At 71.1% G+C, this 13,729-nt stretch carries 11 protein-coding genes; 1 reads left to right on the top strand and 10 read right to left on the bottom strand.

The genetic code is table 11. The annotated features are described in order from the left end of the window. Nucleotides 1-7: 7 nt before the first annotated feature. From ACIBNA_RS08830 to ACIBNA_RS08790, 9 genes are all read right to left on the bottom strand, one after another. The gene (locus ACIBNA_RS08830) at nucleotides 8-814 is read right to left on the bottom strand and encodes an HAD family hydrolase (protein ID WP_399164526.1); all 807 of its coding nucleotides are present in this window, start codon (nucleotides 812-814) and stop codon (nucleotides 8-10) included. Then, the gene (gene serS / locus ACIBNA_RS08825; protein ID WP_399164525.1) at nucleotides 811-2,088 is read right to left on the bottom strand and encodes a serine--tRNA ligase; all 1,278 of its coding nucleotides are present in this window, start codon (nucleotides 2,086-2,088) and stop codon (nucleotides 811-813) included. The genes ACIBNA_RS08830 and serS overlap by 4 nt, the downstream gene beginning before the upstream one ends. A gap of 542 nt (nucleotides 2,089-2,630) precedes the next feature. Further along, complete coding sequence (gene pheA / locus ACIBNA_RS08820; RefSeq protein ID WP_399164524.1) at nucleotides 2,631-3,563, bottom strand: prephenate dehydratase; 933 nt, start codon at nucleotides 3,561-3,563, stop codon at nucleotides 2,631-2,633. A 61-nt stretch (nucleotides 3,564-3,624) separates the two neighbouring features. Continuing rightward, nucleotides 3,625-4,914, bottom strand: coding sequence for an iron uptake transporter deferrochelatase/peroxidase subunit (efeB, locus tag ACIBNA_RS08815; RefSeq protein WP_399164523.1), 1,290 nt, complete (start codon nucleotides 4,912-4,914; stop codon nucleotides 3,625-3,627). A 6-nt stretch (nucleotides 4,915-4,920) separates the two neighbouring features. Then, the gene (locus tag ACIBNA_RS08810; protein WP_399164522.1) at nucleotides 4,921-6,897 is read right to left on the bottom strand and encodes a copper resistance CopC/CopD family protein; all 1,977 of its coding nucleotides are present in this window, start codon (nucleotides 6,895-6,897) and stop codon (nucleotides 4,921-4,923) included. A 13-nt stretch (nucleotides 6,898-6,910) separates the two neighbouring features. After that, on the bottom strand, nucleotides 6,911-7,393 hold the full coding sequence (locus ACIBNA_RS08805) for a copper chaperone PCu(A)C (RefSeq protein WP_399164521.1): 483 nt from the start codon (nucleotides 7,391-7,393) through the stop codon (nucleotides 6,911-6,913). Further along, on the bottom strand, nucleotides 7,390-8,043 hold the full coding sequence (locus tag ACIBNA_RS08800; RefSeq protein WP_399164520.1) for an SCO family protein: 654 nt from the start codon (nucleotides 8,041-8,043) through the stop codon (nucleotides 7,390-7,392). The genes ACIBNA_RS08805 and ACIBNA_RS08800 overlap by 4 nt, the downstream gene beginning before the upstream one ends. Nucleotides 8,044-8,138: 95 nt before the next feature. Further along, nucleotides 8,139-8,879: a YcnI family protein gene (locus ACIBNA_RS08795; protein WP_399164519.1), complete on the bottom strand. Its 741-nt coding sequence runs from the start codon at nucleotides 8,877-8,879 to the stop codon at nucleotides 8,139-8,141. A gap of 139 nt (nucleotides 8,880-9,018) precedes the next feature. Further along, nucleotides 9,019-9,834, bottom strand: a complete 816-nt coding sequence (locus ACIBNA_RS08790; RefSeq protein ID WP_399164518.1) for a hypothetical protein — start codon at nucleotides 9,832-9,834, stop codon at nucleotides 9,019-9,021. A 221-nt stretch (nucleotides 9,835-10,055) separates the two neighbouring features. Between ACIBNA_RS08790 and ACIBNA_RS08785 the strand changes: the two genes are divergently transcribed. Continuing rightward, complete coding sequence (locus ACIBNA_RS08785; protein WP_399164517.1) at nucleotides 10,056-10,526, top strand: ATP-binding protein; 471 nt, start codon at nucleotides 10,056-10,058, stop codon at nucleotides 10,524-10,526. Nucleotides 10,527-10,601: 75 nt separating this feature from the next. Here ACIBNA_RS08785 and ACIBNA_RS08780 read toward each other — a convergent pair whose 3' ends face one another. Then, nucleotides 10,602-13,595 carry a glycine--tRNA ligase gene (locus tag ACIBNA_RS08780; protein ID WP_399164516.1) on the bottom strand — a complete coding sequence of 998 codons (2,994 nt, stop codon included), beginning with the start codon at nucleotides 13,593-13,595 and terminating at the stop codon, nucleotides 10,602-10,604. Nucleotides 13,596-13,729 lie beyond the last annotated feature (134 nt).

Raw genomic sequence — 13,729 nt, 5'->3', positions numbered from 1 at the left:
CCGGCGTTCAGCCCAGCAACCGCTCCAGCACGACCGCGATCCCGTCCTCCTCGTTCGAGGACGTCACCTCGTCGGCCACCGCCTTCAGCTCCTCATGGGCGTCCGCCATCGCGACACCGTAGGAGGCCCAGGCGAACATCGGTATGTCGTTGGGCATGTCCCCGAAGGCGATCGTGTCGGCCGCCTTCACCTTGAGCCTGCGGGCCGCCAGGGACAGACCGGTTGCCTTGGACAGGCCCAGGGGCAGGAGTTCGACGATGCCCTCGCCCGCCATGACAACGGTGACGAAACCGCCGGCGGTGCGCCTGGCCGCCTCGCACAGCTCGTCGTCCGAGAGCGTCGGGTGCTGGATGTACAGCTTGTTCAGCGGCGCGGTCCACAGATCCGACGCGTCCGTGAACGGGGTCGCGGGCAGGTTGCCGTGGGTCGCGTAGCCGGGACCCACCAGCACCTCGCCGGCCAGGCCGTCGCGGCTCGCCGCCAGGTACAGCGGGCCGACCTCCGCCTCGATCTTGGCCAGCGCCACCCCGGCCAGCTGCCGGTCCAGCGTCACCGACGTCAGCAGCCGGTGGGCGCCGGCGTCGTACACCTGCGCGCCCTGGCCGCAGACGGCCAGCCCCTGGTAGCCGAGGTCGTCGAGGATGTGCCGGGTCCACGGGACCGCGCGGCCGGTGACGACGATGTGCGCGGCGCCCGCCGCGGTGGCCGCGGCGAGCGCGTCACGGGTGCGGGGCGACACCGACTCGTCGGAACGCAGCAGCGTCCCGTCGAGGTCGGTGGCGATCAGCTGGTACGGGAAACCGACGGTGGTCACTTGGCCACCGGCTGCAGGACCTCCCGGCCGCCCAGGTACGGGCGCAGTACCTCGGGCACCCGCACCGAGCCGTCGGCCTGCTGGTGGTTCTCCAGGATCGCCACGATCGTGCGCGGCACGGCGCACAGCGTGCCGTTGAGCGTGGCCAGCGGCCGGACCTGCTTGCCCTCACGGACGCGGATCGACAGTCGGCGGGACTGGAACTCGGTGCAGTCCGAGGTCGAGGTGAGCTCGCGGTACTTGCCCTGGGTCGGGATCCACGCCTCGCAGTCGAACTTGCGGGACGCCGAGGCGCCCAGGTCGGCGCTCGCCACGTCGATCACGCGGTACGGCAGCTCCAGCGAGGTCAGCCACTGCTTCTCCCACTCCAGCAGCCGCTGGTGCTCGGCCTGCGAGTCCTCCGGAGCCACGTAGGAGAACATCTCGACCTTGTCGAACTGGTGCACCCGGAAGATGCCCCGGGTGTCCTTGCCGTGCGAGCCGGCCTCGCGGCGGAAGCAGGGCGAGAAGCCGGCGTACCGCAGCGGGAGCTTGTCGGCATCGAGGATCTCGTCCATGTGGTACGCCGCGAGCGCGACCTCGGACGTGCCGACCAGGTAGAGGTCGTCGCTCGCGAGGTGGTAGACGTCCTGGGCGGCCTGGCCGAGGAAGCCGGTGCCCGCCATGGACTGGGCGCGGACCAGGGCCGGGGTCAGCATCGGCGTGAAGCCGGCCGCGGTGGCCTGGGCCATCGCCGCGTTCACCAGGGCGAGCTCCAGCAGGGCGCCCACGCCCGTCAGGAAGTAGAAGCGCGAGCCGGAGACCTTGGCGCCGCGTTCGACGTCGATCGCGCCGAGGATCTGGCCGAGCTCCAGGTGGTCCCTGGGCTCGAAGCCCTCGGCGGTGAAGTCGCGGATCGTGCCGTGCGTCTCCAGCGTGACGAAGTCCTCCTCGCCGCCCACGGGTACGTCCGAGTGGACGAGGTTGCCGAGGCGGAGGAGCAGCTCCTGGGTCTCGGCGGCGGCCGCGTCGCGGTCCGCGTCGGCGGCCTTGACGTCGGCGGCGAGCTGACCCGCCTTCTTCAGCAGCTCGGCCTTCTCGTCTCCGGAGGCCTTGGGGATGAGCTTGCCGAGCGCCTTCTGCTCGGCGCGCAGCTCGTCGAAGCGGACGCCGGACGACCTGCGCCGCTCGTCGGCAGACAGGAGGGAGTCGACGAGCGCGACATCCTCTCCACGGGCGCGCTGCGACGCGCGCACACGGTCGGGGTCCTCACGGAGCAGGCGAAGGTCAATCACGCGCTCAAGGCTACCGGTGTGGGATGACCGCCCACGACTCACTATTCCGGGTGTGGCTTACGTACCGTTATGGGCGAATTGCGTGCAGTGTCAATAAATCGACCCTCTCTCCCCGGAACGAGGCATCCGCAGGGCGCGGCATTGACTCGAATCCCTTGTGGGAAACGGGACTTGGGACTCGGTTGTCCACAGGGATCCACACCCGCCGAAGAGTTATCCACAGGCTGTGTGGAAGATCTGTGGACTTCGGAATTGATCACTCCGGAAGACCCGTCCGCACCGAAGAATTCCCGATACAAACCTGCCCTACCCTCACTTTCGAGTGGAAATGGGTCACCCCGAAGAGTTACGCAAGGGAAAACGGTGGACGAAGGGTGACCTGCCCGCCGATGGACACATCAGGGGCCCGTAGGGCGATTTGTCGACTGACTCACGCCTCGTTGTCGACTTGTCCCCAGGTCGAGAAGCGGACCTGTGGATAACTTCTGTGGATAACGACAATCAGCAGGTACGACCAGCTTGAAGCCCGCCCGGAACCGGTCCTAGAACCGGCCGTCCTGGCACCGCGCCACCCAGTCCGCCGCCGCCACGAACTCGTCGTCCGACGTACCCAGCCGCGGAGGCTGGACATCCCCCGGCTTCATGTCCGCGCGCGGGTAGGAGCCGAGGTAGCGCACCTGGAGGCAGATCCGCTTCAGGCCCATCAGGGCCTCGGCCACCCGGCGGTCGGAGATGTGGCCCTCGGCGTCGACGCAGAAGCAGTAATTGCCGATGCCCGCGCCGGTGGGCCGGGACTGGAGCAGCATCAGGTTGATGCCGCGGGTGGCGAACTCGCCCAGCAGGTCGCGCAGGCCGCCGGGGTGGTCGTCGCGCTGCCACAGCACCACGGAGGTCTTGTCCGCGCCGGTCGGCGCCGCGGGCCGGGCGGGCCGGCCGACCAGCACGAACCGCGTCTGGGCGTTCTCCGCGTCGTGGATCCCGGTCTCCAGGGCTTCGAGGCCGTAGCGGGCGGCCGCGAACTCGCCGGCGAAGGCGGCGTCGTACTGGCCTTCCTGGACCAGCCTGGCGGCGTCCGCGTTCGAGGCGGCCGACTCCCAGTGGGCGTCCGGGAGGTTCTTCTTCAGCCAGTTGCGCACCTGCGGCTGGGCGGCCGGGTGGGCGGAGACCGTCTTGATGTCCGACAGCTTGGTGCCCGGGCGGACCAGCAGCGCGAAGGTGATCGACAGCAGCACCTCGCGGTAGATCATCAGCGGCGCGCCGGCGACCAGCTCGTCGAGGGTGGTGGTGATGCCGCCCTCGACGGAGTTCTCGATCGGCACGAACGCGGCCTCGGCCTCGCCGGCTCGTACCGCGTCGAGCGCGGACTGGACGGACACGTACGGGATGAGCTCCCGGGTGGCGGCCTCGGGAAGCGTGCGCAGGGCGACTTCGGTGAAGGTGCCCTCGGGGCCGAGATACGCATAGCTCGCTGGCATGACCTCACCCTAATGGGCTCGCGGAAGCGCTATCCCCAACAACCCGCACAGAGCTCAGCTGTCACCCCTCCAGCAACTTCTGTCCCACATACTCGCCCTCGGCGGCCCCACCGGGCACCGCGAACAGCCCGCTCGACTCGTGCCGGATGAACTGCGACAGGGCATCCCCGCGGTCGAGCTTGCGCTGCACCGGCACGAAGCCGCGCAGCGGATCGGCCTGCCAGCAGATGAAGAGCAGGCCCGCGTCGGGGACGCCGTCCGGGTCGATGCCGTCGTGGAAGGAGAACGGGCGGCGGAGCATCGCCGCGCCGCCGTTCTGGTCGGGCCGCGTGATCCGGGCGTGGGCGTTGATCGGGACGACGAGGTTGCCCTTGGCGTCCGTCTTCTCCAGATCCATCGGGGTGGTCTCGGTGCCGCCGGACAGCGCCGCGCCGTCGGACTTGCGGCGGCCGATCACGTCCTCCTGCGCCTTGACGGAGAGCTTCTCCCAGTCGTCGAGGAGCATGCGGATCCGGCGTACGACGGCGTAGGAGCCGTTCGCCATCCAGGCCGGTTCGCCCTTCTGCGGCACGAAGATGCGCTGATCGAAGTCGGCCTCGCTCGGTTTCGGATTGCGGGTGCCGTCGATCTGGCCCATCAGGTTGCGGGCCGTCATGGGGTGGGCGGTGGCGCCCGGTGAGCGGTTGAAGCCGTTCATCTGCCAGCGGACCCGGGCGGCCGAGCCCGCGTCCTTCTGGATCGCGCGCAGGGCGTGGAAGGCCACGAGGGCGTCGTTGGCGCCGATCTGCACCCACAGGTCGCCGTTGCTGCGGTTCTTGTCGAGGTGGTCGGAGGAGAACTCGGGCAGCGGGTCGAGGGCGGTCGGGCGCTGCTTCACCAGGCCGGTCCGGCCGAAGAAGCTGTGGCCGAAGCCGAAGGTGATCGTCAGCGACGAGGGGCCGGCGTCACGTGCCACGTCGGTGTCGTCGTGGGCGCTCGGCTCGCCCGCCATCAGCCGCCGGGCCGTCTCCGACCAGCGGCGCAGCAGGGCGGCGGCTTCCTTGCGGCCGGCTCCCGCCGCCAGGTCGAAGGCGACGAGGTGGCCGCGGGCCTGGAGGCCGTCGGTGATGCCGGGCTGATGTTTCCCGTGAAACATCGCCCGGTCGGTGCCGAGCGAGGCGAGCGGAGCGGCGGCCTCGGTGGGGGCGGCGGCGTATCCGACGGCCGCGCCTGCCGTGCCGAGCACGAGCCCGGTGGCGCCGGCGGTGCCGAGCAGGCGTCGCCGTGGGATGCCCTCGTCGGCCGGGGCCGCTTCGGTCTCCGCCGGGGCCGTGCCGGGGGTACGGGTTTCCGGAATGGACTGGTCAGCCATGGTGGTTCAGCCGATCTGCGCGTTCTTGGAGACGGTCACCTCGTCGATGTCGGAGGTCCGCACGGTCACGTCGACCTTCCAGTCGCCGGCCATGGGGATCTGCACTCCGTTCGCCGACCAGTGTCCGGTTGCGATGTGGTCGGGGACGACGGGCAGCGGCCCGATGTCCTTGGCTTTCAGGGTGAAGTCGACCTTGACTTCGGGGATGTCGAAGGCCTGGCCGTCGGGCCGCTCCACGTAGACGTGCATCTCGTTGTCGCCCACGCGTGCGGGGTCGAGGTCGACGGTGACGATGCCCTTGCCGTTCTCGCCGCCGGTGTCGAAGGGCATGTTCAGGGTCAGTGCCCCGGACACGCCCGTGTCGGGCGAGGTGGACGAGGAGGACGAAGTGGCGGCCCTGGCGTCCTGTTCCGTGCGTCCCGGCTCGGTCTGCGTGAGGACGGTGGTGACGGCGAGCAGGACGACCGCGATGCCGGCTTCGGCCAGCACGGAGCGGCGCAGGCCGAAACGGTTCGGGTCGGCGTCCCGCAGCCGCTTCTGCCGGGCGGCGTCCCGGGCGGCCCGCTGCCGGGCGAGCTGCGCGGCCCGCTCGGTGTCGGCGGGCTCGGGATCGCACTGCTCGCCGGCGTCGGTGTCGGTCTCGGTGTCCGTGTCGGTCCGGTCGGCACCGGCCACCTCGGGCACCGCGTCACCAGAGGCCTCAGCCCCTGCTCCGACCCGCGCCTTCTCCCGCTCCGCCGCTGCCGGCACCGTCTCCGCCAGCCGCCCCGTCCACCGGCGTGAGACCCACGCGACGCCGACCAGGACGGCCACGAGGGCGATCTTGGCGAGGAGCAGCTGTCCGTAGCGGGTGTCGGTGAAGGCCGACCAGGAGCCGAGCTGGCGCCAGGACTGGTACGTCCCGGTCGCGATCAGTGCGAGGACGCTGCCGAAGGCGAGCCGGGAGAAGCGGCGAACTGCCGACGCGTCGACGGGCGCGTCGGCGGGGGCCCGGTACAGGGCGACCAGCAGCGCGCCCAGCCCGCCGAGCCACCCGGCGACGGCGAGCAGATGGACGACGTCGACCGGCATGGCGATGCCCGCCTGGAGTCCGACCGAGGCGTGCTCGGACATCGCCCAGCTCGCGGCGAGCCCCGCCGCCACGACGCCGCCGCCGATGGCGAGACCGAAGGTCAGGTCCCGCTTCTCCTGGGGGTCCTCCCGTTTGTCGTAGGCCCCGAACAGCACGGCGATGAACAGCGCCGCCGCGGCGAGCAGCAGCAGCCGGGACACCAGGGCCGCGCCGGTCTTGGTCTGGAGCACCTGACCGAGCAGGGACAGGTCGAAGATGTCGGCGACCTTCCCGGAGCCGGTGAAGGAGCCGCGCAGGAGCAGCAGGGCGAGGGTCGCGGCGGTGAGCGCGAGCCACCCGGAGACGACGAACCGCTGCACGGGCCGCACTCCGCAGCCGCGTGGCCAGCAGGCGAGTACGAAGGCGGCGCCGCCGGCCATCACGATGAACCCGGCGTAGGACACGTACCGCCCGAAGCCGTACAGCCAGCCGACCACGCCGTCGTCGGCCGCCTGTCCGGAGACCGTCACGGACGTCTTGGACGGGGCGCCGACGGAGAAGGTGTAGGCGCCGGCGACGGGGTGGCTGTCCGCGGACACCACCTGGTAGGCGACCGTGTAGGTGCCGTCGGGCAGGCCGGAATGGAGCCGCACGGCGTACGTCGTGCCGCTGACGTTGGACGGCTCGCCCGCGTCGACGCGCTTGCCCTCGGGGTCGAGCACGCGCAGCGAGTCGCCGGACATCGCGACCTGCTCGGAGAAGGTGAGCGAGATCCGGGCCGGTGCCTTGTCGACCACCGCCCCCTGCGCGGGGTCGCTGCCGGTCACCGCGGCGTGCGCGGAGGCCGGTCCGGCGCCGGCGAGGAGTGCGCAGGCCGCGGCCAGGAGCAGCAGCACCACGGTCCGGACGCGGGGGGCGATGGTCTGCGTCACAGGGGTCCCTCCCTCAGTGTCCGGTCTTGGGGCGGTAGGTCGCCGACTTCACCGGGATCTCGACCTCGACGGGGCCGGAGTGGGCGAAGTGGAGCTCGACGGATACCGTCTGACCTTCCTTCGGCTTGCGCTTCAGCTGCTCGAACATCAGGTGGTTGCCGCCGCTCTTCAGCACGAGTTCGCCGTGGGCGGGGACCTTCAGGCTCTTGACCTCCTGCATGGCTGAGCCGACGGTCTCGTGCACGGTGACCTGGCCGGCGACGTCGCTGGTGACCGAGGTCAGCTCGTCGGCGGCACCGCCCTTGTTGGTGACGGTGAAGAAGCCGGCCGCCATCTCGTCGGAGACGGGCTGCGGCATGTACGCGGAGCCCACGGAGAGTTCCGCCTTGCCACTCCCGGAACCGGAGTCCCCGGATCCCGAGTCCGAACCGCCGCAGCCCGCCAGGGCCAGTGCCCCGGCTATGACGAGGGCCGCGGTGCCGAGTCGCCGCCTCACGGGTTCTCCCCCTTGGCGATCTTGGGGAGGTCCTTGGTGTAGTCGTCGACGGTGGCGTCCTCGCCGTAGAGCACATAGCCGCCGTCGGTCTTCGGGGAGAAGGCGATGACCTGGGTGCCGTGCTCGGAGATGATCTTGCCGTTCTTGTCCTTGTGCGGCGGATCGATGGAGATGCCGAGGGTGCGGGCGCCGGCCTGGATGGTCGGGAAGTCGCCGGTGAGGCCGATGAACTTCGAGTCGATGCCCTTGAGCCACTTGCCGAGCTCGGCGGGCTTGTCGCGGCCCGGGTCGGTGGTGACGAACACGACGCGCAGTTCGTCCTGCTCGGCCTTGGGCAGCTGCTTCTTGGCCACGGCGATGTTGCTCATCGTCGACGGGCACACGTCGGGGCAGTGGGTGTAGCCGAAGTAGATCAGCGTGGGCTTGCCCTCGGTCTCCTTGCGGAGGTCGTACTTCTTGCCCTGCGTGTCGGTGAGGACCAGGTCCGGCTTCTCGAACGGCTTGTCGAGGACGGTGGCGGCCTTGTCGGTACCGGCCTGCTCCGACACCACGGCGACGGGCGTGTCGCTGTCGTTGCCGCTGCCGCAGGCGGTCAGGGTCAGGGAGGCCGCGGCGAGCACAGCGGCCGCGGCGAAGGTCTTGGTGCGCATAGAAAAATGTCCCAGATGTCGGTGATCCGGCGCGCACCGGGGGTGCCCCCGTCCGGGGGCGGGAACCCGGCACGCGCCGTGCAACGGAAGCGGCGTCAGGCGTTGGTGCGCCGACGCCCGGCCAGCACGCCGTAGGCGACGCCCGCCGCGCCGACCACGATGCCGACGATGCTCAGGACGCGGGCGGTGGTGTCGGTGCTGTCGGAGGAGGCGGTGTCGGCGGCGGTGTCGGCGGAGGCATTCTCGGCCGACTTGGCGTCGGAGGCCTCGTCGCCCGAGGAGGCGTGGTGCCCGTCCTCGGAGGCGGCGGACAGCTCCAGCACCGGGGCCGGGTTGTCGGGCTCCTCCTGGCCCTCCTGCGGCACCTCGATCCAGCGGACGACCTCCTTGTTGGAGTACGTCTGGAGGGCCTTGAAGACCAGCTGGTCGGTGTCCTCGGGCAGTTGGCCGATCGAGACCGGGAACTTCTCGAAGTAGCCGGGCTCGATGCCCTTGCCGTCGGCGGTCCAGGTGACCTTGGTGACGGCCTTGGAGATCTTCTCGCCGTGCATCTCCAGCGGCTTGTCCAGCTCGGACTTGGTGACTTCGATCTTCCAGCCGGGCATCGGCTCCGGCATCACCGAGGCCAGCGGGTGGTCGGTGGGGAAGGTGACCTCGAGCTTGGTGGTCGAGGCGTCGTCCCGCTCGTTGGGGACCTTGAAGTCGACGACCGCGTAACCGCCCTTGGCGGCGTCGCCCTCGGGCTGCACGGTGACGTGCGCGAAGGCGGGGGCGGACAAGGCGAGAACGGTGACACCGGCGGCGGCACCGGCCGCGGCGATACGGGAAGCCTTCATGGAAGGAGCACTCCGCTGTGAGTCGGGTCGGATGTGGAAGAGGGATACGCGCACGCGCGCGTGCCGCACGACGGCGGCCCTCCTCCAAGTCGTCCGAATCATCCGGATCGTACGAAAGGCGGAGTGTGGTCGCGTCGCGTCAGGCGGCGAGGGCGAGTGCGGATGCGCGAACCGTGGCGACCGGCGGGCCGCGCCGGATCACCGTGTGCTGAAGTGCGGTCGTGCACGGCATCGCAGGCGCGGGTCGCACGGCGTGCACGGGGCGCGGACATGCCTCCGGCGCAGCCGGCAGCCCGGCGCGCAGGGCGCGTACCAGCGCGAGCGCGGCCCGCAGGGAGCGCACGAGCGCCCCTTCCGTGACACCCTGCGCCGACAGTTCGGTGAGTCGCAGCAGAGCCAGGTCGCCGTGACGCAGCAGCCAGCCGGCGGCGATCGCCGCGAGGACGTGGCCGAGCAGCATCGGCAGGGAGGGCCACAGCGAGGCCGACGCCCCGGCGTCCGCCGGCAGGTGCGTGTGCGCGCCCGTGGCCGGCTGGATCCGGGCGTCGGTGAGGATCTTGTGGGCCTGCGCCGGGCTGATCGCCGCCGCCGTCGTGCCGCACACGAGCCGCGCGGCCTGCTGGACCAGCGCGGCGTCGCTCGCGCCCGCCGGCAACGACGAGGTGGCGGCGGCCGTACCGTGCTGACCGAGTCCGAACAGCGTGTGCAACACCGTCTGACCGGCCGCGAGCAGCGCCGCGATCCCCGGCAGCGAGCGCACGCGCCCGGCGAACGGTGCCGCCACCGCGGCCACTCCGAGGAACCCGGCGCCCAGCGTCCACAGCGGAATGCCGTCGCAGGAGGCGAGCGCGTGACCTGCCCCGGCCAGCACGACACAGACCGCGGCGAACACCGCGGCCCGCAGGATCCGGAGCGTGAGTCCGGAGCGCGTCGCGCACGCGTGGGGGGCAGTCATGGCGGGCTCATCATCGCACTGGCCCCGCAGACCTCGTGCGGCAGGTCCGCAAGATGCCGTACGACCGGAACATCACTTTCTGGTTCCGCCCGCCCCGCATACACCGATCAGGGATAGGGCGCATCCGCCGTATGGGCGGCATCACGTCAACTTCACGCTTACATGCGGAGACTCAGGGCAATACGTAACGGTATGTCGAGCCGCGGCCGGGAGGCTGGAGCATGAGCATCTGGTGGTCACTCCATCTGCGGCGCGAAGCTGCGAGCGTGCCGCTCGCCAGGCGCCTTCTGATCGGCACGATGGAGACCGCGGGCGTCGATCCCGATATCTCCTACGACCTTTCCGTCGCCCTCAGCGAGGCCTGCGCGAACGCCGTGGAGCACGGCGGGGACAGGGCGCGCGGCGGCCCCGGTTCGGAGGCGTACCGGGTCACGGCGTACCTCGACGGTGAGAAGTGCCGGATCGAGGTCGCCGACGCGGGCCCGGGGTTCCCCGCGGCCTCCGTCGGCCGGTCCCGACCGCCGACCCGGCCCGCGCACACCGACGCGGAGAACGGCAGAGGGCTGTGCCTCATCGAGGAGCTCGCCGACCATGTCCACATCGGCAACAAGCCGGGCCGGGGCGGGGCTGTGGTGAGCTTCGACAAGGTCCTCAAGTGGCGCGAGGACGCAGCGCCGCTGATGGCGGTCTGACCTCTGCCGACGCCTTGTCGGTTCGGAGGCGCGGTGTTTCACGTGAAACGTCCGCCCCCTCAAAACGTCCGCCTCTTACAGCGCGCCCCAGTCCAGCGTCGTACGCGCCAGCCCCGCCACCTGAGTGAGCAGCGCCAGCCGGGCCGCGCGCACCGCCGGGTCGGGGTCCATCACCAGCACCTCGTCGAAGAAGGCGCTGATCGCCTCGACCAGCGGGGCGGAGACCTCGATCAGCGCGCCGAGGTCGTCCTCGCGGCCGTGCAGGGCCTGGCGCACGGCGTCGGCGCTCTCGGCGAGACGCAGCTCGGCGGGCGCGGTCAGCAATGACAGATCCGCCGCCTCGACGCCGCCCTCGGGCAGGATGCGCACCACCCGCTGGAACGCTGCAGCAAGGGCCTCGAACGCCTCCGTGCCGATGTGCCGCTCCAGCGTGGCCAGCGTGCGGTCGCCGTGGGAGGGCAGGTCGGCCCACACCAGGACGGCCTGAACGAGCCGATGCTCGTGCCCCGCGTCCGTGAGCTGCTGCTCATAACGCCGGGTGATCAGCTCGGCGGCCTCGGCGACCCGCTCGGCGGGGACCTCGACGCCCTGCGCGGCGTACCGTACGGCCGCCGCGCGCAATCCTTCGCTCACCCGCACCCCGGCCACGGCATGCAGACTCCGCACCACGTTGAGCAGCCCGATCGCGGCCCGGCGCACCCCGTACGGATCGGAGCTCCCGGTCGGCGCGGCGCCGATCACGAACATGCCCGTCACCAGGTCGAACCGGTCGGCGAGCGACAGCACGGCGCCCGCGTCCCCGGCCGGCAGGGCGCCGCCGGCGGAGCGTGGCAGCTCCATCTCGGCCAGGGCCCGGGCGACCTCGGCGGACTCGCCGGCCCGGCGGGCGTACTCCTCGGCCATCACCCCGGCCAGTCCGGAGAACTCGATCACCATCTGCGACGCCAGGTCGAACTTCGCCAGCGCACCGGCGCGCCGGACGACGCCCACCGCCTCCTCGGTGAGCCCGGCGCGTGAGGCCAGGTCGAGGGCGAGGGAGGCGATGCGGTCGGCGCGGTCGGCGACCGTACCGAGCCGGTCCTCGAACGTCAGCTTGTCCAGTCGGCGTCGGAACTCCGCCGGCGGCACCTTCAGATCCGCCCGCCAGAAGAACGCGGCGTCCTCGTAACGCGCCCGCAGCACCGCCTCGTTGCCCGCCCGCACCACGTCGTCGTCGCACAGGGCGTTGGCGAAGGTGACGAAGTGCGGCATCAGCCGCTCGCCGTCCAGCACCGGCAGATAGCGCTGGTGCTTGCGCATCACGGTGGTCAGGACGCTCGCGGGCAGTTCCAGATAGCGCTCGTCGAACGACCCCCGCACGGCATACGGGAACTCCAGGATGTCGGTGATCTCGTCGATCAGATCGGCCTGGCCCGCCACGTCGATCCGCCCGCCCACCTCGGCCGCCGCCTCCAGGGCACCGCGGACCACCGCGCCGCGCCGGGCCTCCCGGTCGAGCAGGATGCCGTGCATGTGCAGGAAGTGCGGGTAGCCCTCGGCCGAGGTCACGCGGACGACCGGGTAGGGCGCCTGGCGCTGCACCCGCGTCGTGTCGCCCGCGGCGAGCGAGGAGACCACCACGGGCAGGGGAGTACGGCCCAGCAGCGCGAGCAGCCAGCGCACGGGCCGTGAGAACGACAGACCCGGATCGCTCCACCGCATGTTGCGGCCGGCACGCAGCCCCGACACGACCTCGGCCAGCAGATCGCTGAGCACCTCGACGGCCGGACGCCCCTCCTCGTGCCGGGTGACGGCCACGTACTCGACACCCTTGACGTCGACGATCCGCACGTCGGTCGGCTCGGCCCCCTGACTGCGCGCGAAGCCCAGCAGGGCAGGCGTCGGAGCGCCGTCCTTGAAGGCGGCGGCGACCTTGGGGCCGCGCACGGTGCGCATGGTGTCCCGCTCGCGCGGCTGCACGCCGTCGACCGTGATCACGATCCGGCGCGGCGTGGCCATCACGGTGATCGCCCCGTGCCGCAGGCGGGTCGCGGCCAGCTTGGCGGTCACCGACTCGCGCACCGCCTCGGTGGTGGCGGGGACGTCGGCGTACGGCAGTTCCTCCACGCCGATCTCGAACAGCAGCGTCTCGACGCCGGACACCTTGGGCAGCGCGGCCCGCCGGGCCGGGGCCGGCGCGGCCGCCACCCCGAGCGGATGCTCCAGCGCGGCCCGCCGCCGCTCCCACAGCTTGGCCGACTCGTGCGTCAGGCCGCGCATCAACGCGAACGCCTTGGCCCGCTCGGTGGTGCTGATCGCGCCGCGCGCGTCGAGCACGTTGAAGGTGTGGCTGCACTTGAGCACGTACGTGCACGCCGGGACCGGCAGCTCCAGGTCGAGCAGGCGCCGGGCCTCGGCCGCGTACGCCTCGAAGAGCCGGTGGTTGGTGTCGAGATCGGCGTCGTCGAGGTAGTAGCGGCTCATCTCGTACTCGTTCTGCCCGAACACCTCCCCGTACGTGATGCCCGGCGCGTAGACGATGTCCTTGAAGTGGGACGCGCCCTGAAGGTTCATCAGAATGCGTTCGAGGCCGTACGTGATCTCCACCGACACCGGGTCCAGGGCGACACCGCCGACCTGCTGGAAGTAGGTGAACTGGGTGATCTCCATGCCGTCCAGCCAGACCTCCCAGCCCAGCCCCCAGGCGCCGAGCGCGGGTGAGGCCCAGTTGTCCTCGACGAACCGCACGTCGTGCGCGCCCAGATCGACACCGAGCGCCTTCAGGCTGCCCAGGTACAGCTCCTGCGGATTGCCCGGGTCGGGCTTGAGGATGACCTGGAACTGGGTGTGGGTCTGGAGCCGGTTGGGGTTCTCGCCGTAGCGCGAGTCGTCCGGCCGCACGCTCGGCTCCACGTAGGCGACGCTCCACGGCTCGGGACCGAGCACCCGCAACGCCGTGGCCGGGTTGGCCGTACCGGCTCCGACCTCGGTGTTCAACGGCTGCGTGATCATGCAGCCGTTGTCGCTCCAGTACTTCTGAAGGGTGAGGATGGCGTCCTGCATGGTCAGCGCCGTCTGGACGTTCTTCATGGTGATCGCGCCTGTTCCCCGAGTCGGACCGGCAAGGTCGGCCATGATCTCACACGCCAACTACCGTTGACCTGCGGTTTTTTGGCCGCTGGCCGGATGGCGTCACCTCACGGGGAACCGCGCGACCAGCCCCC

The organism is Streptomyces sp. NPDC050164 (genome assembly GCF_044459945.1).
In the GTDB taxonomy this organism is placed as follows: domain Bacteria; phylum Actinomycetota; class Actinomycetes; order Streptomycetales; family Streptomycetaceae; genus Streptomyces; species Streptomyces coeruleorubidus_A.
This window is presented reverse-complemented; position numbering and strand designations above follow the sequence as displayed.

Excerpts from the sequence above, each read along its gene's own strand:
- ACIBNA_RS08795 (WP_399164519.1), bottom strand. The coding sequence starts at position 8,879 with ATGAAGGCTTCCCGTATCGCCGCGGCCGGTGCCGCCGCCGGTGTCACC.
- ACIBNA_RS08800 (WP_399164520.1), bottom strand. The coding sequence starts at position 8,043 with ATGCGCACCAAGACCTTCGCCGCGGCCGCTGTGCTCGCCGCGGCCTCC.
- ACIBNA_RS08780 (WP_399164516.1), bottom strand. The coding sequence starts at position 13,595 with ATGAAGAACGTCCAGACGGCGCTGACCATGCAGGACGCCATCCTCACC.
- pheA (WP_399164524.1), bottom strand. The coding sequence starts at position 3,563 with ATGCCAGCGAGCTATGCGTATCTCGGCCCCGAGGGCACCTTCACCGAA.
- ACIBNA_RS08785 (WP_399164517.1), top strand. The coding sequence starts at position 10,056 with ATGAGCATCTGGTGGTCACTCCATCTGCGGCGCGAAGCTGCGAGCGTG.
- efeB (WP_399164523.1), bottom strand. The coding sequence starts at position 4,914 with ATGGCTGACCAGTCCATTCCGGAAACCCGTACCCCCGGCACGGCCCCG.
- ACIBNA_RS08790 (WP_399164518.1), bottom strand. The coding sequence starts at position 9,834 with ATGACTGCCCCCCACGCGTGCGCGACGCGCTCCGGACTCACGCTCCGG.